Raw genomic sequence first — 24,414 nt, 5'->3', positions numbered from 1 at the left:
TTCTTATTGGACAGAAATGTGTCCAGGATTGTCAGACGTAACTTTACCGATTTGTTTTGCGTCCACGCCGTTCTTCTGCATCGATGCAAGTAACTCTTCAGCATCCGCTTCTGAGACTGCAATTAGTAATCCGCCAGAAGTAACTGCATCACACAAAATCCACTGATCGATTTGATCTAAGTGATTTGCATACGTAACGTCATTTTCTAAATGGGCAAAGTTATTTTTTGTTCCACCTGGGACGTGGCCACCTAGCGCCAATTCTTTCGCGCGTGGAAGTACAGGAACAGCATCAGCGTATAACGTAATTCCAGCTTTGCTGCCTTTCGCCATTTCTGAAGTATGCCCAAGCAGGCCAAATCCAGTCACATCAGTGACAGCATGAACGTCGAAGTTCGCCATAGTTTCAGCAGCTGTCTTGTTCAAAGTCGTCATCACGGACGTCACGTGTTTAATTTCTTCATCAGACAATTCTCCGTGCTTCAAAGAAGTTGTGTAGATACCAACACCGATTGGTTTCGTAAGGATGAGAACATCTCCGGGTTGTGCAGCTGCATTCGGTCTGATTTTGTCAGGATGAACTGTACCTGTTACAGATAAACCGAACTTCGGCTCCTGGTCGTCAATGGAATGTCCGCCAACGAGTGCAACACCAGCTTCTTTCAGTTTGTCACCCGCACCACGAAGAATTTCCGTCAAAATTGTTTTATCAAGTGCCGCAATAGGGAATGCAACTATATTAAGGGCTGTTATTGGTGTTCCGCCCATTGCATAGACATCACTGATCGCGTTGGTCGCAGCTATTTGACCGAAATCATAAGGATCGTCAACGATCGGTGTAAAGAAGTCGAGTGTCTGCACAATTGCGAGATCATCTGTTAACTTATATACACCAGCATCATCGCTCGTATCTAGTCCTACTAGAAGATTTGGGTTTGCTGTTGCCACAGGGAGTGTGCGTAAAACTTCAGCTAAGTCCGCTGGTCCGATTTTACAGCCGCATCCACCTTTTTTTGTAAGTGTCGTTAGTTTAACGGTTGGTTTCATGATTACGTCGCCTCACAATTCATTTTTTGTTCAGTAAGCCGAAAAAGCTTGCTATCGTCCAGTTTATCACAAAACGCGTGTCAAACTATTGTGAAGCATTTAGAAATCCACGTTAACCAACAAAATTTATATTTTGAATCCTCGTACTGAGGTCTCGATAGAAGTTGATTGTTTGAATATGAAGGAGGAGTTTGTAATGGAAAGCTTTGAAATGATTATTGGAAAACCTGACTTTGGTGAAAAACTGGAAAAGGTCGCAGTCGTTAATCCATTTACGCAAGAGGAGATTGCAGACGTACCTAAAGGCGGAGAGAAAGAAGCGATTCGTGCAGTGGATGAAGCCACTAAAGCTTTCCCTGAATGGGCTGCTCTGTCTGCATATGAGCGCAGTGAGCTACTTATGAAATGGCATGAACTAATCGTAAGAGATACCGATGATTTAGCAAAAACGATGACCCTTGAACAAGGAAAACCAACAAAAGAAGCAGCAGGTGAAATTGGATACGCGAATGGCTTCAACAAATGGTACGCAGAAGAAGGGAAGCGGCTGTACGGGGAAACGATTCCTGCAACGCAACAAAACAAACGAATGTTTGTCATCAAACAACCTGTCGGAGTTGTCGCAGCGATCACGCCCTGGAACTTCCCTGCTGCCATGATTACACGGAAAGTGGCTCCTGCACTTGCAGTCGGTTGTACAGTCGTTATTAAACCGTCTCGTCAAACGCCGCTTACCGCTATTAAACTCGTACGACTTGCACTAGAAGCTGGTATTCCTGAAGGTGTTGTAAACGTAGTGACAGGGGAATCGAAAGACATTAGTGATGCTTGGCTTGCAGATGAACGAGTGAAAAAGATTACATTTACCGGATCCACAGAGGTCGGGCGAGGACTTATGAAAAAAGCATCTGACACAGTGAAGAAAGTTTCACTCGAATTAGGTGGACTAGCTCCAGCCATCGTTATGGAAGACAGTAACTTGGAAAAAGCAGCAGAAGGAGTACTCGCAACTAAATTTAGAAATGCTGGCCAAACGTGTGTCTGTGCAAACCGTGTCTACGTCCAAGAATCTGTTGTCGAAGAGTTCACGAAAATTTTTACAGAGAAAGTGAAAGCGTTGAAAACAGGAGATGGGCTGAAGGTTGGTACGCAGATTGGTCCATTGATTGACGAAAAAGCTATTGAAAAAGTAGAACGTCATGTGAAAGATGCATTGGATAAAGGAGCAAAAGTAGCTACGGGAGGACGAAAACTTGAAGGGCTGCTCTATGAGCCTACTGTACTCACGGGTGTGACAGAAGACATGCTTTGCATGAACGAGGAAACGTTTGGCCCAATGGCACCCATTTCAACGTTTAAAACAGAAGAAGAAGCGATACGTCGTGCGAACGATACCATTTACGGATTGGCCGCTTATGTATTCACAGAGGATCTTACGCGTGGAATTCGGATGAGTGAGCAGTTAGAATATGGGATTGTCGGATTGAATGACGGTAATCCATCCTCTCCTCAAGCACCATTTGGAGGATTTAAACAGAGTGGTCTAGGTCGTGAAGGCGGACATCAGGGAATTGAAGAATTTGTAGAAGTGAAATACATTTCAGTCGGGTTGTAATACAAAAAAACAGGCAGGGCTCTTAAGTAAAGAGCCCTGCCTGTTTTTTAATCCAATCAAATCAGCAATTCAAACAGCGTACTATTGTTATTTACTTCCGTAAACGCAAACCCATTTGAACTCATGCGTTCAAGCAATCCATCGTAATCTCCAGGATGCTTTAATTCAATACCAACAAGCCCCGGACCGTTTTCTTTATTGTTCTTCTTCGTATACTCAAACATTGTAATGTCATCGTTTGGCCCAAGCACATTATCAAGGAACTGACGCAATGCTCCAGCACGTTGAGGGAAATTCACAATGAAATAATACAACAACCCTTCATGAATCAAGGACTTTTCTTTGATTTCCTGCATTCTTCCAATATCATTATTCCCCCCACTAATAACAACTACAATCGATTTCCCTTTAATTTCTTCTTTATAATAATCAAGGGCGGCGATCGGAAGAGCACCAGCAGGTTCCGCTATAATTGCATGCTTATTATATAACTCTAGAATGGCGGTACAAACTTTACCTTCAGGAACGGCAAGTATTTCTTCAACAAATTCAAAACAGATTTCAAACGTCTTCTGACCTGGACACTTGACCGCTGCTCCATCGACAAATTTATCGATAGTCGGTAAGGATGTGAGCGTTCCGTTCTCAAAGGATGCTTTCATGCTCGCAGCACCAGCAGGTTCCACACCAATCATGCGTGTGTGGGGAGATAGGTTTTTAATGTACGTACTTATACCGGACATCAAGCCACCGCCACCAATGCTTGAAAAGACGAAGTCAATTGGTTCTTCGATATCGTTCATGATCTCCACCGCGACCGTTGCCTGGCCAGCAATAATATCAATATCATCAAACGGATGAATGAAGATTCGGTCTTCTTCATTCGTACATAGCAATGCACTTTCGAACGAATCGTCAAACGTGTCTCCGGTCAATAAAATATCTACAAATCCTTTTCCAAACATTTTTACTTGATCGACTTTTTGTTTTGGAGTGGTTAAAGGCATGAATATTTTCGCATCGATTCCGAGTTGAGCACAGGCAAAAGCAACTCCTTGTGCATGATTGCCGGCACTGGCACAAACAATACCTTTGCTCAATGCCTCTGTTTCAATCCGTTTAATTTTATAATAAGCACCTCGTAGCTTAAATGATCGAACGTGCTGCAGGTCTTCTCGTTTAATGTAAACCGTACATCCATATTCTTCAGAAAGTCTCTTGTTCTTTTGAAGAGGAGTGTGGGCTACGATATCTTTAAGCACCTGATTGGCGATTAAAATATCTTCAATACATAATTTTTTCTTTTCTACTTCTTGAACGTTCGTCAATGGATCGACCTCCTCAACACTAGCATTTTTCAATACTACCACGGGAAGTAAACGAAATACAACTACTAATTCTAAATAGTTAGAACATTTAGTTCGTGTGGAATTATGTAAGCGTTTTCTTTATAAAAACAAACATTTATTCACTTGTATTCACCAATTTTAAAGCGCTAGGTAGAATGCGAATAGTGAAACTAGGACTTTCAATGGGTTCACCGTCCAAAATGAGTAACACAGAGCGATCCGTTTTAATCGAAACAGAGGAGCAGGTCAAGTAGGTGATCGATGCACTTCTAATTGGATTGCCTTGTATTAGCTTCGGGAATAAGCTCAACAGTAATGATTTTCGACTGGCAGAGTGGACAACTGTGAGATTCATCAACCCATCATTTGTGAGTGCCTCTGGACAAACTTTCAGTCCACCACCGTATGAAGGCGTGTTTCCAGCAGCTATAAGCCATGTGCGATTCCAGTTGAACGGTTTGCCATCTACGGATAATCCAATTTCAAACGGGGAAAAAACGAGCAACGTGTGGATCGCAGCAATTGGGTACGCGACACCACCTAAATTGACCTTGTTTAACAAACGCTTATATAAAGAGTGATTTGCTTTCTCCCCAATTTCTGCATCCACACCAGCAGCTGCAATGGTTATACCGAGCTGCCCATTCACATCTAGCAAGTCAACCGGGTGAAAAGTTGGATTTTGTAACTTTTCTATGAAAATACTAGGATCGGGAGTCAACTTGAACGTACGCGCAGCATCATTTCCAGATCCAGCAGGAAGGATGGCGAGAGGGATACCTTGCTCCGATGCGAGTTGAACGACGGAGCCGGTTGTCCCATCACCACCAATTACTATAATGGCGGTTAGACGATTACTTTCCATCAATTGTTGGACAAACAGATGTGAAGCTTCTTTAGAATCGCTAAGTAACGTTTCATAACGAATAGCAGATGCAAGGAACTTCTGCTCGATTTGTTGAAAACGTTGAACAGCTTTTCCGCGCCCTGAAGATGGATTTACAATGATTGCATACATAGAGCACCCCGATTTTGCATAGTAAATTTAGGATTTAGAAAGTGCATCGTCAAGTTTCCTATAAATTTCCAACAATGAAGTCTGTTCTTCTTTTGAGATATGAGAAAACAATTCACGACGCACTTCAATGCCGTCATTGTATGCTTTGTTAACTAATGTTACTCCAGCATCCGTAATCGACAGATACTTTGTACGCTTATCTTTCTCATCTTGTCTTCTTACGATTAGCCCACGTTTCGTGAGTTTCGTGGAGAGGTGAGTAAGTGACGCGGGTGTGAAGTTCAATGTTTTTGCGATATCTGAAGGACGACTTTCTCCTTCATTCACGAGCTCTTGCAAAACTAAGATATGTGAAATCCCTAAGTCATTATCAGAACGCAACTGCCATTTAAGGACCATCTGATAGCTAACTTTTTCTATGGTATGTAGTAATTCGAAAATACTTTGGTTATTTGTGTCCGACATAAGGAACCCTCCATGGAATATACTTGATACGTTATAAATTCTAGTTTTTAAAAAGTGAATGACTACTCTATCATACCCTAGTCTTAGAAAAAAATAGAGAAAAAGAACTTCCAAATTCCTCAAGCTGGTCGATAATAGAAGTACACCATTTTTGTACTTTATGTGAAATAACTATTTAACTATAGTTATTGGATCATATGTAATGTAAGATGTGGAGTACAAAGTCCTTATTACATGTAAACGAAAGAGGTATTAGGAATCATGAAAATGACAAGATCTTTAACATTTCAATTGGGTAGTTTAATTATCGGAATTCTTGTTGTTATGCTTGCAATTACATCTATTGCAACGTATAAAACCGCGTACGACAAACTTTTCGAAGCAGCTGGAATCGAAGCGTACGGATGTGCAAATATAACGACAGGGTTGATTTTACCTGAAGATATGGAGAAAGCACTAGCGGGTGATGTATCCGTTCAAGACAAAGTTGGTGAACAGCTAAACTGGACAACTGCACACAAAGACATCTTCGAAACGCAATATATTGTCAATCTAGATGGCAAAATAATCGCGTTAGATGATAACTTGCGCAAAAAAGGCTTTAAACCCGGAGACACCTTCCAAGTGGATAAAGAAGCGATTGCAATGCTTCAAGAAATGAAGCACCCTACGCATTCTGAAGCGTATACATTTGCTGACGTCAAACGGTTGACGGGGTATGCACCTATCTTTAAAGACCAAGATTCTTCTAAAGAAGTTATAGCAGTCAGTGCCATTGATTTTGATGCGAGTATTGTTACAGATCGCACATGGGGGGTTGTACGTAACGGTATTCTCCTCAGTATTATTCCGTTAATTCTTGCTGCACTATTAACACTATTCCTTCTGCGGAAAAAGACGCGCCCGATTTCTGAGTTAATTGAGCACTCTAAGGAGCTTGCTTCCGGTAACTTGGCAATTGCAGATATACAAGTGTCTAGCAAAGACGAAGTCGGAGATCTCGGAATCACACTAAATACACTTGCAGCAAATTTGCGGTCCATGATAGGAACAGTCAAGTCAACCTCTTCAAAACTGACACTTAGTACGACACAAACATCAGATTCTTTGAAAGAGATGCAAGGGGCTTCGCATATGGTCTCTGAAAGCATAAACGAAGCAGCGAGTTCTGTTGTGGATGGAACTGAAAGTGCGGACCAAGTAGCACAACTGATTCAAGATTTAGCAAATGATTTACACACAGCAGATGAACGTGCAGGTAAAGCAGCATCGATTTCTAAGAATACGATGGAATTAGCTGAAGAAGGGCGAAAACGCGCTGTTTCTCTTAGTGAGGATATGAAGAAAATTTCTGCTTCTTCATCGACTACAAAATCAGCCATTCAAGGTCTCATCGATTCTGCTAAGAAGATTCAAACCATTACAGAATCGATTTCGGATATTGCAGATCAGACAAATCTATTGGCACTAAATGCATCTATAGAAGCAGCTCGAGCAGGTGAGCATGGTAAAGGATTTGCAGTAGTGGCAGATGAAGTTAGACGACTTGCAGAACAGTCTAATGTGGATGTTCAAGAAGTCGGTCAATTGATCAAAGATATTTCTTCAAGCATTGAAGAGGTAGTTCTATCTACTGAAGAAAGTGGAGGACTTATCGAAACAGGATCAGAAACCGTTCGTCAAACTGCACAAACGTTAGGTGGAATTTCTTCAGCAGTAGAAGAAACTGTTGCAGAAGTATCTGCGATTTCAGAGAGTTTGATGAGAGAAGCGAAGAAATCCGAAGAAGCCGATCGTTATATTCGAGCACTTGCGGATTCCCTACGTTCTTTAGAAGAAATGACAGCGAATATCTCTGCTTCAGGTGAAGAAACTTCTGCGACTATCAGTGACGTGGCAGAACAATCCGAAGAGATGAAGCGCCTTGCAGAAGAATTGGATGAAAGTGTACAAATCTTCCGCTTAGCTTTAGAAGAAGAAAGCCATTAAACATTCGAATAATTAGTGGTTGACCGTAAAGGCTTCATGAAAAAATGCTATGCATTTCATAGTTAAGATCATGTCGTATTCGAGCGATATATGATATAATGAAGTGGTGAAAAATTTTGTTCTGAGGAGTTTTCGACATGCTAAAAGACTTATTTATCGGCCTTTCCCAAAACCAGACATTAAACAGCGCAGCAAAAAAATATGGTTTGAAACTGGGTGCTCAAAACGTAGTAGCAGGAACTAACATTCCTGAGACAATTGAAAGTATTAAGGAACTGAATGCGCACGGTATTTCTTGTACTGTCGACAATCTCGGTGAGTTTGTTTATCACCGCGAAGAAGCGACTGCCGCAAAAAATCAAATCTTGAGTGTGATTGAAGCAATTCATGAAAACGGTGTCGATGCTCATATTTCACTTAAACCTTCTCAACTTGGGCTAGATATAGACCAAAGTTTCTGTGAAGAGAATCTTCGTGAAATCGTCAGCAAAGCTAACGAATATGACATCTTTGTCAATTTCGATATGGAAGACTACGATCGTTTGAAGCCTTCGTTTGATTTACTCGAAGACTTATCTAAAACATATAACAATGTGGGGACTGTTATTCAAGCATACTTTTTTGAAGCAGAAGACTACATGAAACAGCATGAAGATTTCCGTCTACGTATTGTAAAAGGGGCTTACAAAGAGTCTCCAGCAGTCGCTTATCAGGACAAAGTCGATATTGACGAAAACTATGTACGTTTAATTGAATGGCACTTATTGAATGGTAAGTTCACATCAATTGCAACACACGATCACCATGTCATTAATCATGTGAAGCAATTCGTAAAAGATAATGATATCTCTTATGACAAGTTCGAATTCCAAATGCTTTACGGATTCCGTAAAGAAATGCAACTTGAGCTAGCTAAAGAGGGCTATAACTTTACTACTTATGTGCCGTTTGGCGAAGATTGGTATGGTTACTTCATGCGCCGTCTAGCAGAGCGTCCACAAAATATGAACTTAATCGTTAAACAAGTCTTTAGCAAGAAAACAAATACATTTATTGGTCTTGCTGCAGGTGCATTCGCACTTGGACGTATGACAAAGCGTAACAAATAATCGTTTCAATACTAGCTGCTCGGATTATCAGTGAAAACTGATTTTCGAGTAGTTTTTTTTATGAGGAAAATATAAATACGCGTAGACATTTTAGTAAACCACCAAATAATAGTAAATTACCATAGCAAGTAGTCCGAATGGGAATCCGAAGCGTGCCCACTCTTTACTCGTAATGGATAGTTTACCGGCAGCAATTATATTAGGAATATTTCCGGGGATTAGCATGCCTCCACTAATAAGTAACCCCATCAATAGGGCGCGAACAGTTGGTTCATCCATAGATGGGCTCAATTCGATAGAAGCCAGAGTAGCATTATCCAATACTGCAGAAATCATATTGACCCAGTAAAGAACGGATGGACTTTTTCCTGCAAGAATAGGATTGAGCAATGGTTCGAAACCGGTTCCTAGAAAAGTCAGCGCGATTACAAAGACATACACTTTAAAACTCCTAGAAATAATAGCTCCCCACGATTCAACCTTTAGTTCTCGAACGTCGCTTCGTTTTTGCTTAGAAGGAGAAATTAACATACCCGCAATGATTCCAAGAAGGACTATCGCTATGATTACGTCACTACCGAGTAAAGTGAATAAGTAGAAGAATGTTTCGTTCAATCGGCTAGTGGCAATTGTCGATAAAGGCTCTCCTAGAGGTGTTAAAATGGCACCTAGCCCTATGGAATAGCACGATAAGATAACTAGTCGTATTTGGGTTCGTCTCTCATAGTTGAGAAAGCTGACAATTGACACGAGTAGAACTGCTGCAACAATTGCAGTAATGATACTTGCGACTAGCCCGATGCAGATTACAATCCCCCCTATGAAAAGGCGAGAGGGAATAACATGTTGGATAAAATTGATGGTACTACTGAAAGGCTTTTGAAACGCGCGTACGAGACCCCCTGCAATAAGGACTGCACAGGTAATAGCAATTGGATCTTTTGCGGCTGTAAGTACAATCTCAGCGCTCCACAGTCCGGAAACAGCTACAGCACAAATTCCGAGAGCGAGTAGATAGAATTCCAAATTCCGTTCTGCAAATGTAAATAAAAACGGTCCAAGCAAAACAGCTACAAGCAGTATACCTAATACAAGTGTCATTTAAATCCCTCGCTTAGCCATCTTTTGAATGTTAAATTCTATGCTACGAATAGGACATAAATCACCAGGCAAGAAAAGCAGCTTCCGATGAAGGAAGCTGCTTTTACCTATAGATGTAGAGTATGGAAATCGAATTGATTTTTATCCGCTTTGGCATTTTGATGCTTAATTTGTGGGGAATGGCCGTCATTGTTGTTCTTATATTTTAACTAATACTACGCCCTAGCTCTCTTTTTTTACGTTTTAATGGCTAATTAAAGCCAACGAATTGCACCACTAAAACATTTTTTTAACACCAAGTGAAAGAGGTTTTACCACTGAATATCTTCTGGGTAATTCAGGATGAAAGGACACACTTTTCAGAATTGGAAATGTTATACTTAATAAACAGCTAAGGTAATTTGTAATAAAGTAAGTCTTTAGCGATCAAAGACAAACAAAACAATTGCTTTGCGCTTCAGACGGCACGCTTTCCAGGGGGCGTGGCTTGAGTCTTCCCGATCACTAAAAGCGTAATGTATTAATACTCAGATACATTTGTAACCTTATTCTTACTTTTCCTTATATATTAGTAAGGAGATGATAAGGTGGATTTCTTTATTAATATTTTAGTTGTTATTATGTTTATCAGTCCAATAATTGCACTGATTAATGAATAATGACATGCATTTTTTTTGAAAATATATGGTTTCAGAGTAAGCGAGTCTTCCATTGTTAATGGTGACGTAATTTGGAGTAGGAACCATTTTTTAATTAAGAAAGCTTATTTCTTTGGCGGAAGGGTTATTCCTGAAAACAATGAGCTATTAAATAAGAGCCCGAAAATATTCTTTTACATAGGTGGGGTTATATTTAATCTTTTATCAGCACTAGCAAATCACTTATTTACTGGTTATGAATTTCTAGTTTTCCGAAATTACTTTGATAGTTTTATTTTCGTATCGTATTTAACCGTTGTAATTAATTTAATTCCTCTAAATACAATTATAGGCGCTACGGATAGTAAACAATTAATTGAATTATTTAGGAGCTAGTAGTTACGACTTTGGTTAAGCTACAAACGAACCAACTAATGCTGTGCGCTTTCGGAGGTGCGTCGATCGAGCCACCTCGGTCACGAAAAGCTTGGGATGTACGGGGTCTCAAGACGGACGGTAATCCCTCGGGGTGGGCCATCTTTCTCTCCAAGAAATTGAGCGTATTGTATTTTATGGATTATTCAACAATAGGGCCATTTAGCTGAATACGTTAAATTATAAAAAGAGAGGAAAGGGTGGTATTCATTCAAAAATGTCAAAACTGTAATGCTCAATTTAGTTGGAGAAAAATTTATAAATCTTGTTGGTGGAATTATAAGCCTATTAAATGTAATGAATGTGGCACAACACATAAGATAACATTTCCTGGAAGGATTATTTTTGTCTCCTCGACTATTCTACCAATGATAATCTTTGGAAATCTTATATCGCTTTTTAGGAACCTTCCTGCAACACTTGTAATAGCACTATTTATTTTATTTATTGGTTCTTTGTTGACTCCATTTTTTGTTACTTATAAAAAAATCCTTGTGAAGTAATGTACTTAAGTTAATGGGGGCAATAAACGAATAAGATCCGTGCTGCAATTTGGCCGAATTATGGGGGAATGTCTTGAATTTACTCCAGATATAACGAAAGGGGATTCCAATGGATATTAATTTAGAACTTGCCAATATAAATGATTTCAATGAAATTAATTTGATTGTAAAAGAAGGACATGACGAACATTCAGACGCATTACCACATATCTTTTCTAAGGTTGAACAGGTGATGCCTGAAAGTTACTTTAGAGATTTAATGGGAGACCCCAATATTGATATTTTAGTTGCAAAAATAGGGGTAGATGTAGTTGGGTATGCGGTAATGGAACTGAACGAGTCACCATCATTTCAGTCTATGATGCCAAGGACTTTTGCCTACATGAACGATTTTGGAGTTAGAAGCAGTTGTCAAAGAAGAGGAATAGGTAGAGAAATATTTAAAGCGTGTGTGGAATGGGCTAAAAATAAAGGGGCATCCTCATTAGATTTAAATGTTTGGGAGTTTAATGAGAAAGCTATTAATTTTTATGAAAGTTTCGCAATGGAAAATCTCAGTAGAAAGATGACTTTACGATTGTAGAAGTTTTAAGCAATCGGGTGCATTAGTTGCATAAGGACTGTGCCTCAATCGGGCCAGGTTGTTGAAACTTAAAGCATTATTTAATCATTGGAGGAAGACTTATGAAAAGAACTTTCGGTCTATTCATCATCCTTTTCACATTATTACTTGCCTCCTGTGCTGGAGTTTCAATTGCCTCGTCGTTAATGGTGATTGAAAAAGGTTATTCAAGCGACAATAATGAACATTGTATTATGGCATATGACCCGAACAATCACAACAAAGAAGAACCATTTAAGATAGTGATACAAGAAAAGATGGTTTGGAACCTTATTGAGAAAGATATAGAGTATTTCGCCAGGTATTCAAAAAACGGAGATAGTCCTTCGGTTTTAGAAGACATTCAATATTAGTGGTTGGGGGAATGTATAGTGCAATCCCCTCCCAACAATCGGGTGCGATTCTGAAACAGGAATCTTCTCTCTTTCAACAAAAGGGCCATTTTGCAAAGTTAGGAGGGGGAAAAATGAATGGAAAAAGTGAGACAAATAGTAAATCTATTATTTCGCTAACTCTTGGTATCCTTTCAATCGTGTTACCACTGATTGGTTTAGTACTTGGTGTTTTCGGACTTGTATTCTCAAGAAGTGCTACAAAGGAAATTGTTAAAACAAATGAAAATGGTAAAGGTTTAGCGACTTCAGGTTTAATTTGTAGTGTTGTAGGGATAGTTATTCAATTATTTGGTGTGTTGGGTCTTATAGCTTTCAATTTTTTAATTACTGTTGGTTAAGTCAATCAACTTAGATACAATCTCGTGAAATGTGATTCAAACGGGTGCATTAGTTGCATAAGGACTGTGCCTCAATCGGGCCAATTACCAAGAGAACAGAGTGAAAAAAGTTGAGGAATTGAGTGGTGATGAAATGGAACAAAATAACATCGAAAAGAATATTTTTAAACGTAGTAGAATGTTTCGACTTATTATTGTATTGATGGCCATTTCAAATGTGATCTATGTAGCAATTGAAATTTATAAATCTAAAATCAGTGAGCCGTTATTAGGTAAATCTGAGATAACTAAACTTGAGTATTACGAACTTGAAAATTTGTCTAATTACAGTTCAACTTTTGAGGCTATATTTATTATTTTAGCAATTATCGGTACCTCTTTAGCATTTACTGGGAAGTATAAACCACTATTAAAAAGTTATATTGTCATACAACTAACATTTTTAATATCTATTTGTTCAGCAAACGCTATTTTGGCTTGGATATTTGATGCGCCTTCAGGAAATATGACACAGCTTGTAATGGGTCCCTTTTTACTCATATTTGGGACGCTGATTTATTTTGTTATTAAAAATACTTATCGAATATTGATAGTTAAACGAATTTAAGCTAAAGCAGCAATCGGGGTGCGATAACGTAATACATGTCTCCTAGCAATCGGGCCATTTAGTTCAATAAGAAGTTTTTTTGCGTTTGTGATGAATAAGCTAATATATGTAAAATATTGAACTGAGGGGGAGAATTATGAAAGTAATTTATATTAGTTTATTTACTCTACTCGGACTAGTATTTTTATCAGGATGTACCAATCAAATAGCGGTTAAAGATACTAAGCAATCAATAAAAACTGAAGAAGTGGAAAATAATCATGAAATTGTTAGTGAAAACGATACCTATATTGATCCATTTAAGATAAGTGAAACTAATAGTGATTTTGCTAACTTGAATGATGATGCTTCAGGTACGGCTCTTAGAGGAGTAAGGTATGAGGTATCGTTGTTTTCTGAAAAAGAACTCACAAATGAGGAAAGAATATCTTTTAACTTTGAAGTTGTAACTGAGTCTTCTTTATTGAAAGAATCATTGGGACCAATACAACCCTTGGATTTAACAGACACGCGTGATGGTTACGTATATACCCTTGTCTTCAAAAAAATGTATAGAGATTACTCCAAGGAAGAACTTGAAAAGTTAAATAAAGAACGTAACTTTCAAATTTTGCTTAAATATGAAGGTGTAGTAAAAAAAGTAGAGTCCTTATAAAAAATGTTGAATTCTTTTTCAAGCAAAGGGTGCGATTCTTTCACAAGGATTGCACCCTTTTCAGTAATAGGGCCAGATTTTGTAGAATATGTAGGTAACTTATTTAACCTTTATCCGTCTAACGATAAAAGGAGGGATTAGATGAGAAAACGAATATTATTTTTAAGTTTGTCTATTTTTATTTTATTAACTGCTGTTGGATGTTCTAATTCATCAATTACAAGTACAACAGAAACTCATACAACTATAATCCCTGACGCAAAAGAGATTTTAACATCAGACCCTGAGTCTGATATATTTCAATTCGATGGTGTGATTTATCAAGCTGGAATTGATTGGATTGAAGAACTTACTTTAATAAAAGACGAGCAGGTAGGAGAAATAAAAACAAGAAATGATACAGATACAAACTTTGAAGATGATATGTCGAATAAATTGCCTGTTGGTGCAAAAATCTATTCGGCTAAAGAATCGGGAGAAGTTGGAGGGCTGATTTTACTCGTAGAATCAGAGGGGAAATTATTTAAATACTACGGGCTTGTGGAGGGTTAACCAATTTACCTATATCTATAATCGGGGGCGATTCTAGGATAAAGAATCTACCCTTTTCAGTAATCGGGCCATTTAATTGAAAAGAAGATGAGTATCAACCTTACTTTCTATAAAAATATTTGACTAAACGAAAATAAGAAAAACCAGGCGGCTTTGCCCGGTTTTTCTAGTTGTAAATTCTATTTGTGGAAAATGTACAGTTATTTGTTATTCTCTAAAATACTGCGAATTTTATCTGAATAAGTTCTGTTTAAAGAAGCAAAGGTATATTTGAAATTGGACATACTGGATTTTTTTTGAATCCCCATGTCAACCCATTGGCGGTCGAGTTTTGCAAGAATAAACCGGAAGTCTGCTTCATCATTATTATTATCATCTTCATCGAAACTAATTGGGCTTACTCCGTTATCTCCCAAATCAATTTTTGTACCACCACTTAATTCGATGATGTAATAGAAGTCACCTTTCGAGGGGCCTAAGAAATGGCTTTTCCCATAAATACCTGTGGTAATCTTTGTAATATCGTTGAAGTTGTATTGCTTCCCTTGAGGTACTAGGAAAGAATGATTGGAAATTTTATTTTTAGTTATAACCGCCACATCCGTGACAATAGCATAAAACAACATAATGTTAACTATGAAGAAAATGGGAAATAATATTTTACGATGTTTTTTAAAAAATCCAGAAAACCATTTTCTTGAATCTTTATTAAGAAGAAGGAAAAGGGCAAACATTAGGCAAAACTCATATATAAAAATAAACTTTGATGCGGGAGATTTAAAAATCCACAAAAGAGAACTATCAGGAACAAATAATTTTTCTTGAATAAATGATATGAATGCCATAATAGCTAGGAATAAAATAAGCACAGCAATTATACCGAATAAGCCTAATAAAATTGACTTTAACGCTTTCAATAAATACGGCCCCCAACTTGTCTATTTATTTGATAAGGTATTGCATTTAATATTATAGTGTAAATTATGGGCTTTGTAGATGGTTGTTATTTACAGCTAATTTTTTGGCGATTTTCAAGCAAAGGGGGCGTTTGCGTTATAAGCGATTTCGTCTATATCGCAAACGGGCCAAATTGTTGTAAACATTATTTAGTAACTGGAGGAAAAGTTATGAAAAAGGCTCTCGGGCTAATCATCATCCTTTTCACATTATTACTCGCCTCTTGTGGGGGTGGATCAACTGCCTCGTCGTTAATGGTTATTGAAAAAGGTCAGTCAAACAACAACAAAGAATATTGGATTAAGGTACATAACCCGAACAATCCAAAAAAAGAAGAAACATTTAAAATAATGATAAAAGAAAAGATGGTTTGGAACCTTATCGAGGAAGATAAAGAGTATTTCGCCATGTATTCAAACAAAGGAGATAATCCTCGGGTGTTAGAAGACATTCAGCATTAATGGTTGGGGGGAAGTGCTTAGTGCAATCCTCTCCCAACAATCGGGGGCGATTGCTTTATAAGCGATTTCGTCTATATCGCAATCGGGCAAATTGAGGAATCAAAATGATTTAGCAAAGTGAGGGGGTAGGTTATGACTTCATATGAAATAAAAAGATTAAATCCTGAAGAATTCAATAAATGCAGTAATATTTGGGATATGGAAAAGCAATCTAAAATGGCGAATAATTTTTATAGCGAACTAGTAAGTGGAAATAGAATCACCTTTATTTATTTAGAAAATAACGACTTTATAGGCGAAGGTTCGTTAGTTTTTGAAAACACTGATCCAGATTATACTATTCCCGATAAACGGATTTATCTATCTCGTATGATAGTTAAAAAAGAATATCGCAATCGAGGAATAGGAAGTATTATCCTTGATTATCTGATTGACCATGCCGAACAGCTTGGATATGGGGAAATCGCACTTGGTGTTGATACGGATAATGTAAATGCGCGGCATCTCTATGAAAAGAAGGGGTTCACTGACGTACTATTTATTGGTAAGGATAATTATGGAGAATATGTAAAGCTTCTAAGGGAATGAAAATAGTTTTATCTTGAATGGGTTACATTTGAGTAATGAAAATTCGAGAAACTTCACCACTCGGGTGCTGTTACTGAATAAGGGGGAAGTCTTCATTAAAAAAGGTATATCATATATTTTGATGCTTTTTGTTTTACTCATTATTTATCAATGGTTATTTGGAAATGAAATCCGATGGAAAGACAATATTGGAATTTCCATAATCGCATTTCCCGTATGTATTTTTTTGAATGGGTATGGAAACCGCGTGATTATAAGGAAAATAAAAAATGATGTGAAGAACGTTTTTTTTAAGCAATCAGGTCCATAGTTGCTTAAGGATTGTGCGATTTTAATAAAGGGAGAGTGAAATGATGGATAACAAACGTTTTGAAATTATTGAGAAGCAAGGAAAAATGGTACAGTTCCAAATTATTCGTGATAATCAGACTGGTGTTTTATATATGTCGCACGCAGCGGGTTATGGTCTAGGACTGACTGTTATGGTTGATCAGGACGGGAAGCCTTTAGTAGATACAGAGTATTTGGAATCTGAAACTACGTAAGGAATTTGTGGCGCTAATGGCAACGTGTTGTATCTGAAACTGGCCATTTTGCAAATTTCGTAAGTTGTATCAGAACACAGATAATAATTACAAAAAATACTTTTGGTAAAGGCTTTTTATTCTATTTACACCAATCATTTTAATCTGTATTATTACTGAGCTTATATATCTAAAAATCCCTTTTTTGAAATTGAAGATTATGGAGAATTTATTTTCTTTTTACTGTTTCATGCCCTGGTTTTGGCTGGAATATCAGCTTTCATCATTTCACTTGCTTGGAGATTAAAACAGTCAAAGGAGTAGTTTTGTACTTTGACCAAACTCATTTTACAGTGATAAGGTGCAATTAATGAATCAGGATTGCCATCAAACGGGCCAGATTTTAACGATCAAATTATAAACATGGCTTTATAACAGTTACTCGGGGTTTTCGAAATGGAGTTAGGGCAAGAATCGACAGGTAAGGGGAAACCTTTTTTTGTGAGTTTGATAATCAACACATTCTATGGGCTGGTTGTATACGGATTGATAAACCTTTTGGCATTTCAATACTTTGATAACTTCTGGGCGAATTGGGTGTAGTTTGTTTCTTGTTCAGCAATTGCTTTTATAATTTGGAGAAGGATAGACCCTTATAAAGGTGATTGGACAATAAATGGCTGGATAACCCGATCCGTAGCGGTTGCGATTTTCATGGTTCTTGCTTTTACTATTGGATTCTAGAAAAAAGTCATTTCACCAACCTTGGAGCGTTTAATACGTAAGGGAAGGATGCAATTAAGGTTAGTTTATGAATTAGGAAATTATGAAAAATAGTAGTCTGGGGAGATAAAAAGTGAAAGATTGTTTATTTTGCTATCCAGAGTTAGATCCAACACAAAACGTGGTTATGAGTAATGAATTTTGTATGTTTTTACAGTTAGATCAAGCTAAGCAAGATGGTATTCAACTTGAAGGTGCAGGCATAATAGTACCTAAGGAACATAGGAAAACAGCGTTTGACTTAACTCTTGAGGAATGGAATGCTACCCATGCACTTCTTCAAGAAGTAAAAAGATATTTAGATGAAAAGTATCAACCTCAGGGGTATAACCTTGGATGGAATTGTGGTGAAGTGGGTGGTCAGCATATCTTTCATTCTCATTTTCATGTATTACCACGATATGAAGACGAACCACTAGTAGGTAAAGGTATAAGATATATGTTTAGGAGTGAAGATAATCAAAGAAGAATTTTATAACGAAATCAATCATTAAACTAACGTTCAATTTCGTATTGGGGGAGATTTAATGAAAAAACTCCTAATAATCGGGTTGCTACTTTTACTACTTGTACCGTTTTATATTATTCAAAACAACAAACGATTGTACGAACGTAAAATCGAAACTTTTTTGACTGAAGAAATGTCATATAAGAGTGAAGATATTCAGTCAATTGAAGGTGAATGGCATCTTGCAGGACTGCCGAATTATTGGGTTAATGTAATCTTTTCAGATGAACCCGATATCGTATATATTTATTTTGCTCACGATACAGAAACGATGGGGCAGTATGAATATCATGAAATAGATTCCACTCTTCCTTCAGCAGATAAATTAAAACATTACAATCCATACGAAGGAAAAAAGTAAATGCTCTCCACTCCTGCATTATAAAATATAGACTTAAACGATAGAAAATCGGAATTATTACGACATAAATCCAAAGGGGATACAAATAAAAAGTAACTTAAAGCAAACCCTTTGGAAAGTTGCGCTCGCAGTAGTAATCATTTTTGTTTGTTTATATATGTGTAAATGAAAAAGCAGCTTCCCATAAAGGAAGCTGCTTTTTCTTTGGAAATTAATGAACACCTTTCATATAACGAGAAATGATTGGTGAGATGAAGAACACAACAATCGCTAAAACGATTGCAACACCACCGATGATACCGAAATAGAGCATCTCAGTGTCAGCAGAGTATAATTTAACGAGTTGTGCGTTCAATGCTTGTGCTGCTGCGTTTGACAAGAACCAAAGACTCATTGTCTGTGCAGTAAATGCTGAGGGAGCCAGTTTTGTCGTAGCAGACAAGCCGACTGGTGAAATACATAACTCACCAAGTACTAGTGTGAAGATACTTAGCACAAGCCAGATTGGGCTAACTAAAGCATCTGTTCCACTTAATACGCCCGGAAGTAGAATAACGATGAACGAAATTCCGGCAAATAGCAATCCAAGGGAGAACTTATGGGGAATCGATGGTTGACGATCTCCAAGTTTAACCCATAACCATGCAAATACAGGTGCAAATAGGATTATGAATAATGGATTCAATGACTGGAACCAAGCTGGAGACAAGTGAATTCCGAAGAAGTCCAAATTCGTCCGTTTATCTGCATATAATGCAAGGATAGTTGAGCCTTGTTCTGCAATTGACCAAAACATAACAGCTGTCAAAAATAGAGGAATGTATGCAAGTACGCGAGATTTTTCATCTGATGTTGTTTTAGGACTCCTATACATCATGAAGAAATAAGCTGCTGGTATTGCAAATCCTAATATACCGATTAAAGCTGTGAATGAGTTTAGTGTTAAATAGCCTGTTGGAATCGCGATTGCAATTAAAATTGCTAATATTATAACAGCAATTCCGACAATTTTGATCGTTTTGGATTTCTCTTCAGGAGATAATGGGTTTGCCACATATGTCCCTGCGAGACCAAGATTTTTCTTTTTCGTAAAGACGAACAATAACAATCCGAAGAACATACCAACTGCAGCTAATCCGAAACCTAAGTGGAAGTTGTACTTCATACCAATTGTTCCGACTGTTAACGGTGCGATGAAGCTACCGAGGTTGATACCCATATAAAAGATACTGAATCCAGCGTCTTGACGATTATCACCTTCAGCGTAAATATCACCAACCATACTAGAGACGTTCGGTTTCAATAATCCTGTACCAATAACGATTAACGCCATGGAGATGAAGAACATACTAAGATTACCTGGTAAGGCAAGTACGATATGCCCGAGCATTATGAATATTCCGCCGAAGAAGACAGAACGTGACGTACCAAATACCCGATCGGCTAACCAACCACCAATTATACCTGACATGTAAACGAGCGATCCATATAAAGAAACAATAGCAAGCGCCGTTCCTTCACTAAGTCCTAAACCGCCTTTTGACACTTCGTAATACATATAGTAGACGAGAAGTGCTCGCATTCCATAGTAAGAAAAACGCTCCCAGAATTCAGTGAAGAATAGCGAGAACAGTCCTTTCGGATGACCGAAGAAGCCTTTTTGTGGGACACTTTTTACAATCTCCTGTTTTGACAGCTGTGACATGATAAATCCTCCTTTTAACTATGAAGAATATAGTACCACTTATTAGGGGTGTCTGAAAATAATTTATTCTAAAATAAAATAAGTCTTATTATGGCGACTTTAATGACTCTTTCGTTAATTTGAATAGCTTGAATTGCCGTTCAAAGTTATTTTTACATAATAATGTCCGCAGAATTAACGCATTACCTCTGTGGACCCGAAAACTAACTAGTTGTAACACGCGTGAAACAAGGGTATCCCTATAAAAAGTGATTGAGATAAGGTATTATGAAATTAGCAGGATATAGAATGGAAGTGTTGGCATGAGTCAAATGATTATTGAAAATCTCACAAAAACGGTTGGCGAGAAAACATTATTTCGTGAAATCGATTTCACCATCACGTCGGGAGAAAAAACTGGCTTGCTTGGCATAAATGGAACAGGTAAGTCTACGCTACTTTCAATTATTGCAGGAATTGAAGATGCGGATACAATCTCCAAAGATCATCCGAACAACTATCGCATTGCGTATCTGTCGCAGGATCCAGTAATCGATCCAGCATTGACTGTAATGGAAGCAGTGTTTCAAAGTGACGCTCCCATCATTCGTTTAAATTTGAATTATGAGCATGCTCTGCAAGCACTAACTGAAAATCCGGATTCAGAAGAGAACCAATCCCGTTTTTCGACTTATCAAATTCAAATGGATGAACAGAACGCATGGGACGTCAATACGCAAGCGAGAATGATCCTTTCAAAGCTAGGAATAGAAACGTTTGAGAAGAAAATTGCTGAACTATCAGGTGGACAACGTAAACGAGTAATGCTCGCTAAAACGTTAATTGAACCCGCTGATTTGTTATTGCTCGATGAGCCGACGAACCATCTCGACGTCGCATCGATCACGTGGTTACAAGATTATATTAAGAACTTATCAGGTGCCGTACTATTTGTTACACACGATCGCTACTTCTTAGATGCACTTGCGACTTCTATTTATGAGCTTGCTGACAAACGCTTATATGCCCACAAAGGAAATTACGGAGATTATATTGAATCGAAAGCACTTAGAGAAGAAATGAATGCAGCAACTGAAGATAAGCTGAAAAACCGCTATCGCTCTGAACTGAAATGGATTCGACGTGGAGCGAAGGCTCGCTCGACCAAACAAAAAGCGCGTATCGGAAGATTTGAAGATCTCGAACAGCAAGTGAAGAGTGGCACGTCAAAAGAAGAAATGGATGCTGGGCTTAAAACTTCTCGTTTAGGGAAGAAAGTGCTAGAAGCAAAAGAAGTTTCCAAATCATTTAATGACAGAAATGTTATTGATAAGTTTTCGGCATTACTTCAGTCTGGAGATCGAATTGCGATTGTAGGTCCGAATGGTGCGGGCAAAACAACGTTAATGAACTTGTTTGACGGCGTATTGGAGCCTGATGAAGGAGTTATAGAACGTGGTACCACTGTGGAAATCGCTTATTTTAAACAGCATCTTCCAGAAATGAAAGAGAATCAGCGAATCATTGAATACATTCGTGATACTTCTAATGATATTGAAGACGGAGAAGGGAATCGTATTTCAGCTTCCCAAATGCTCGAACGCTTCCTATTTCCTACATCCGCACATGGCACACCAATCGGTAAATTGTCTGGCGGAGAACGTAAGCGTCTCTACTTATTAAAATTATTAATGGAACAACCAAACGTCTTACTACTGGACGAGCCTACCAATGACTTAGACCTAGAAACTCTTTCTGTTCTAGAAACGTTTATCGATTCATTCCCTGGTGTGGTTTTGACGATATCACACGATAGGTTCTTCTTAGACCGTACTTCTACCAAGCTATGGGTATTGGATGGCCAAGGATCGATTGAGACCGTATTTATGACCTATACGGACTATTTAGAAATGGCTCGATTTAAAGAAACTACTAAACCGGTAGCAGAGCCAATTAAAACTGAAGAAGTAACAGTTGAACCAGCAAAAGAAATCCCGAACAAGAGAAAACCATCTTATAAAGAAAAACAAGAATGGGAAACGATTGAACAGGATATCGAAAATGCTGAAACTGCAATAACTGCAACTGAAACAGAAATGAGTACTTGTGGCTCGGATTTCGACAAGTTAGGCGAGCTTACAAAAAAATTAGCCGAACTGAATGCAACTTATGAGCATTTAATTGAACGATGGACCATATTAGAAGAACTGATGGAAGTATAAAGGAGGTATTCTAGTTGAATATTGTATCGATAGAACCAACACCGAGCCCAAACTCTATGAAGATCGTGCTCGATATAGAGCTCCCAATGTTGGAATCTTATAATTATAAAAAAGAGGATGCGTCAACTGCACCTGAACTTATTGGACAATTATTATCGATTCAAGGAATAAAGGGCATTTATCACGTCATGAATTTCATGGCAGTAGAACGTAGCGGAAATGTCCAATGGGAGACGATTTTAGCTGAAGTACGCAATGCCTTTAATGCCGAAACCTCTGAAAAGCCAGAAGAGGCCCAGGAAGTGGCGGATCATTTCGGCGAAGTATACGTTCATGTTCAGACATATAAAGACATCCCTCTGCAAGTAAAAGTGTTCGATAGTGAAAGTGAGCAACGATTTGCTTTAAGTGCTCGTTTTGTTAGCGCGATGGAACAAGTGCACAGTGCTGAGGTTGAAAACTATATCCTGCTTCGCAAATGGGCAGATTATGGAATCCGTTATGGAAGTAAAGAAGAGATCGGCGAGGTAGTAGTGAACGAAGTGGAAGCGGCATATCCACAAGAGCGCTTGGATGCAGTCGTCCAAAACTCACTTCAAGGCAACTCTGAAAGTAGTGTCGAACGACATCCTGTGTCGCTTACAGAATTTGAAACAGACGAATGGGAAACACGTTTTAGACTACTAGACCAAATGGCTGATCCAACAACGAATGACTTACCGTTGTTAGATCGTGCATTATCGGATGAAAAAATGTCGATCCGCAGGTTAGCTGCTGTCTACCTGGGTATGATTGAATCACTTGATGTAGTACCTTATGTCGAAAAAGCATTGAAGGATAAAAGCTGGGCTGTTCGACGGACAGCTGGGGATTGTATGAGCGATTTAGGGTTCCCGGAATTTGAACAAGCAGCAAGTGAACTGCTTGCTGATAAAAACAAACTAGTCCGTTGGCGTGCAGCGATGTTCTTATATGAAACAGGTACTGAAAAGTCATTGCCAGCATTGCAGGAAGCAGCTGACGATTCGGAATTCGAAGTCAAGCTACAAATCAAAATGGCAATTGAACGTATTGAAGATGGTGAAGATGCAAAAGGCTCCATTTGGAAGCAGATGACTGAAATGAGAAGCACTCCAAAGTGAAGTCAAATCCCTTGTGAAAGTGGTTCAGTTTATTAGCCGACTAATACACATAAAAAGCGGACTCTCTGAACGTTCAGAGAGTCCGCTTTTCTTATGCATTCTTTGGGATTTCAGGGAATGTTACATACATTTTGTTTCCGTTTGAAACAATCTCAGCAACCGTTGTTTCAAAAAGATAGGGGCTGTCTGCCTCATCTTGTTTTTGTATCTTTTCATATTCGTTTTTCACTGCGAGTATCGGGAATGTAACAGGAACCGTACGTCCACGGACGGTAGTTTTGATCGTCCCCATCAAAAGCAGTTCCTTCTCTGATGCACCGAAGCAGAGAGTACCAACGACTCGACGATTTTTCCCTGTATGAATCGGAATCCCTTGAAGAAGGGAGATGAAGCAGAGTAACAAATCGCTAATTGCCCCAATTGATAATTTCTCGAGTCCGTTAACTGTGAAGTACTGGTTGACTCCATTACGGAATTCTCTAAAAGAATAAAGCAACTCAATTTTTTCTTTAGGTCCACCTGAACCAATGCGACTGATGATGCTGTGCGCTCGATTGAAATACGGTTTGACGGATGGAGATTCTGTATCACGCGTAATTACAAGTTCTCTTAATGAAAAAAGCACTTCAACCTGTGCATCGTTCCCTGCTAACGTTAAAAATCCGAGTACATCCTTCTCATCGAAATTCCGTAGAGCGAATCGCTCATAATAATACGTTATAAGTTGTCTGTTTTTACTATCCATA

At 38.3% G+C, this 24,414-nt stretch carries 25 protein-coding genes; 17 read left to right on the top strand and 8 right to left on the bottom strand.

The window, feature by feature from the left end:
- Positions 1 to 3 precede the first annotated feature (3 nt).
- Positions 4 to 1,047 carry a selenide, water dikinase SelD gene (gene selD, locus ACRPI0_RS07620; RefSeq protein WP_432355738.1) on the bottom strand — a complete coding sequence of 348 codons (1,044 nt, stop codon included), beginning with the start codon at positions 1,045 to 1,047 and terminating at the stop codon, positions 4 to 6.
- A 196-nt stretch (positions 1,048 to 1,243) separates the two neighbouring features.
- Here selD and ACRPI0_RS07615 point away from each other — a divergent pair, with 196 nt between their 5' ends.
- Positions 1,244 to 2,662 (top strand): NAD-dependent succinate-semialdehyde dehydrogenase, encoded by a 1,419-nt coding sequence (locus ACRPI0_RS07615; RefSeq protein ID WP_432355737.1) that lies wholly within the window; start codon positions 1,244 to 1,246, stop codon positions 2,660 to 2,662.
- A 56-nt stretch (positions 2,663 to 2,718) separates the two neighbouring features.
- On the opposite strand, the gene ilvA is transcribed toward ACRPI0_RS07615, so the two are convergent.
- From ilvA to ACRPI0_RS07600, 3 genes are all read right to left on the bottom strand, one after another.
- Positions 2,719 to 3,990 (bottom strand): threonine ammonia-lyase IlvA, encoded by a 1,272-nt coding sequence (gene ilvA / locus ACRPI0_RS07610; protein WP_432355736.1) that lies wholly within the window; start codon positions 3,988 to 3,990, stop codon positions 2,719 to 2,721.
- Between the two features lie 136 nt (positions 3,991 to 4,126).
- Complete coding sequence (locus ACRPI0_RS07605; protein WP_432355735.1) at positions 4,127 to 5,029, bottom strand: diacylglycerol/lipid kinase family protein; 903 nt, start codon at positions 5,027 to 5,029, stop codon at positions 4,127 to 4,129.
- 27 nt (positions 5,030 to 5,056) lie between these two features.
- On the bottom strand, positions 5,057 to 5,494 hold the full coding sequence (locus tag ACRPI0_RS07600; protein ID WP_432355734.1) for a MarR family winged helix-turn-helix transcriptional regulator: 438 nt from the start codon (positions 5,492 to 5,494) through the stop codon (positions 5,057 to 5,059).
- Between the two features lie 261 nt (positions 5,495 to 5,755).
- Between ACRPI0_RS07600 and ACRPI0_RS07595 the strand changes: the two genes are divergently transcribed.
- Together ACRPI0_RS07595 and ACRPI0_RS07590 are read left to right on the top strand one after the other, a co-directional pair.
- Complete coding sequence (locus tag ACRPI0_RS07595) at positions 5,756 to 7,483, top strand: methyl-accepting chemotaxis protein (protein WP_432355733.1); 1,728 nt, start codon at positions 5,756 to 5,758, stop codon at positions 7,481 to 7,483.
- A gap of 137 nt (positions 7,484 to 7,620) precedes the next feature.
- The gene (locus ACRPI0_RS07590; protein ID WP_432355732.1) at positions 7,621 to 8,592 is read left to right on the top strand and encodes a proline dehydrogenase family protein; all 972 of its coding nucleotides are present in this window, start codon (positions 7,621 to 7,623) and stop codon (positions 8,590 to 8,592) included.
- A 90-nt stretch (positions 8,593 to 8,682) separates the two neighbouring features.
- On the opposite strand, the gene ACRPI0_RS07585 is transcribed toward ACRPI0_RS07590, so the two are convergent.
- Entirely contained in the window at positions 8,683 to 9,693 is a 1,011-nt protein-coding gene (locus tag ACRPI0_RS07585; protein ID WP_432355731.1) for a DUF1646 family protein, read from the bottom strand.
- Between the two features lie 1,273 nt (positions 9,694 to 10,966).
- Here ACRPI0_RS07585 and ACRPI0_RS07580 point away from each other — a divergent pair.
- From ACRPI0_RS07580 to ACRPI0_RS07550, 7 genes are all read left to right on the top strand, one after another.
- Complete coding sequence (locus ACRPI0_RS07580) at positions 10,967 to 11,269, top strand: TIGR04104 family putative zinc finger protein (RefSeq protein ID WP_432355730.1); 303 nt, start codon at positions 10,967 to 10,969, stop codon at positions 11,267 to 11,269.
- Between the two features lie 109 nt (positions 11,270 to 11,378).
- Positions 11,379 to 11,852 (top strand): GNAT family N-acetyltransferase, encoded by a 474-nt coding sequence (locus ACRPI0_RS07575; RefSeq protein ID WP_432355729.1) that lies wholly within the window; start codon positions 11,379 to 11,381, stop codon positions 11,850 to 11,852.
- 101 nt (positions 11,853 to 11,953) lie between these two features.
- Positions 11,954 to 12,244 carry a hypothetical protein gene (locus tag ACRPI0_RS07570; RefSeq protein WP_432355728.1) on the top strand — a complete coding sequence of 97 codons (291 nt, stop codon included), beginning with the start codon at positions 11,954 to 11,956 and terminating at the stop codon, positions 12,242 to 12,244.
- A 113-nt stretch (positions 12,245 to 12,357) separates the two neighbouring features.
- On the top strand, positions 12,358 to 12,624 hold the full coding sequence (locus ACRPI0_RS07565) for a DUF4190 domain-containing protein (RefSeq protein ID WP_432355727.1): 267 nt from the start codon (positions 12,358 to 12,360) through the stop codon (positions 12,622 to 12,624).
- A gap of 100 nt (positions 12,625 to 12,724) precedes the next feature.
- Positions 12,725 to 13,231, top strand: a complete 507-nt coding sequence (locus tag ACRPI0_RS07560; RefSeq protein ID WP_432355726.1) for a hypothetical protein — start codon at positions 12,725 to 12,727, stop codon at positions 13,229 to 13,231.
- A 136-nt stretch (positions 13,232 to 13,367) separates the two neighbouring features.
- The gene (locus tag ACRPI0_RS07555) at positions 13,368 to 13,886 is read left to right on the top strand and encodes a hypothetical protein (RefSeq protein WP_432355725.1); all 519 of its coding nucleotides are present in this window, start codon (positions 13,368 to 13,370) and stop codon (positions 13,884 to 13,886) included.
- A gap of 141 nt (positions 13,887 to 14,027) precedes the next feature.
- Positions 14,028 to 14,438: a hypothetical protein gene (locus ACRPI0_RS07550; RefSeq protein ID WP_432355724.1), complete on the top strand. Its 411-nt coding sequence runs from the start codon at positions 14,028 to 14,030 to the stop codon at positions 14,436 to 14,438.
- Positions 14,439 to 14,638: 200 nt separating this feature from the next.
- Here the strand turns inward: ACRPI0_RS07550 and ACRPI0_RS07545 are convergent, their stop codons facing one another.
- Positions 14,639 to 15,355 carry a hypothetical protein gene (locus ACRPI0_RS07545; RefSeq protein WP_432355723.1) on the bottom strand — a complete coding sequence of 239 codons (717 nt, stop codon included), beginning with the start codon at positions 15,353 to 15,355 and terminating at the stop codon, positions 14,639 to 14,641.
- Between the two features lie 66 nt (positions 15,356 to 15,421).
- Here ACRPI0_RS07545 and ACRPI0_RS07540 point away from each other — a divergent pair, with 66 nt between their 5' ends.
- From ACRPI0_RS07540 to ACRPI0_RS07520, 5 genes are all read left to right on the top strand, one after another.
- A complete protein-coding gene (locus ACRPI0_RS07540) occupies positions 15,422 to 15,856 on the top strand; it encodes a hypothetical protein (RefSeq protein ID WP_432355722.1) in 435 nt (144 codons plus the stop codon).
- 132 nt (positions 15,857 to 15,988) lie between these two features.
- Positions 15,989 to 16,444: a GNAT family N-acetyltransferase gene (locus ACRPI0_RS07535; protein WP_432355721.1), complete on the top strand. Its 456-nt coding sequence runs from the start codon at positions 15,989 to 15,991 to the stop codon at positions 16,442 to 16,444.
- 350 nt (positions 16,445 to 16,794) lie between these two features.
- Entirely contained in the window at positions 16,795 to 16,989 is a 195-nt protein-coding gene (locus ACRPI0_RS07530) for a DUF6440 family protein (RefSeq protein WP_432355720.1), read from the top strand.
- Between the two features lie 835 nt (positions 16,990 to 17,824).
- Positions 17,825 to 18,229, top strand: a complete 405-nt coding sequence (locus ACRPI0_RS07525) for an HIT family protein (RefSeq protein ID WP_432355719.1) — start codon at positions 17,825 to 17,827, stop codon at positions 18,227 to 18,229.
- Between the two features lie 49 nt (positions 18,230 to 18,278).
- Positions 18,279 to 18,620: a DUF3139 domain-containing protein gene (locus ACRPI0_RS07520; RefSeq protein WP_432355718.1), complete on the top strand. Its 342-nt coding sequence runs from the start codon at positions 18,279 to 18,281 to the stop codon at positions 18,618 to 18,620.
- A gap of 211 nt (positions 18,621 to 18,831) precedes the next feature.
- Here the strand turns inward: ACRPI0_RS07520 and ACRPI0_RS07515 are convergent, their stop codons facing one another.
- Positions 18,832 to 20,325, bottom strand: a complete 1,494-nt coding sequence (locus ACRPI0_RS07515) for a peptide MFS transporter (protein WP_432355717.1) — start codon at positions 20,323 to 20,325, stop codon at positions 18,832 to 18,834.
- A gap of 302 nt (positions 20,326 to 20,627) precedes the next feature.
- Between ACRPI0_RS07515 and ACRPI0_RS07510 the strand changes: the two genes are divergently transcribed.
- Both ACRPI0_RS07510 and ACRPI0_RS07505 read left to right on the top strand, forming a co-directional pair.
- Entirely contained in the window at positions 20,628 to 22,526 is a 1,899-nt protein-coding gene (locus ACRPI0_RS07510) for an ABC-F family ATP-binding cassette domain-containing protein (RefSeq protein WP_432355716.1), read from the top strand.
- 14 nt (positions 22,527 to 22,540) lie between these two features.
- Positions 22,541 to 23,668, top strand: coding sequence for a virulence factor (locus ACRPI0_RS07505; RefSeq protein WP_432355715.1), 1,128 nt, complete (start codon positions 22,541 to 22,543; stop codon positions 23,666 to 23,668).
- Positions 23,669 to 23,759: 91 nt separating this feature from the next.
- Here ACRPI0_RS07505 and ACRPI0_RS07500 read toward each other — a convergent pair whose 3' ends face one another.
- Positions 23,760 to 24,413: a hypothetical protein gene (locus ACRPI0_RS07500; RefSeq protein WP_432355714.1), complete on the bottom strand. Its 654-nt coding sequence runs from the start codon at positions 24,411 to 24,413 to the stop codon at positions 23,760 to 23,762.
- Position 24,414 lies beyond the last annotated feature (1 nt).

Source organism: Sporosarcina sp. A2, from assembly GCF_050858885.1.
Lineage (GTDB): Bacteria > Bacillota > Bacilli > Bacillales_A > Planococcaceae > Sporosarcina.
This window is presented reverse-complemented; position numbering and strand designations above follow the sequence as displayed.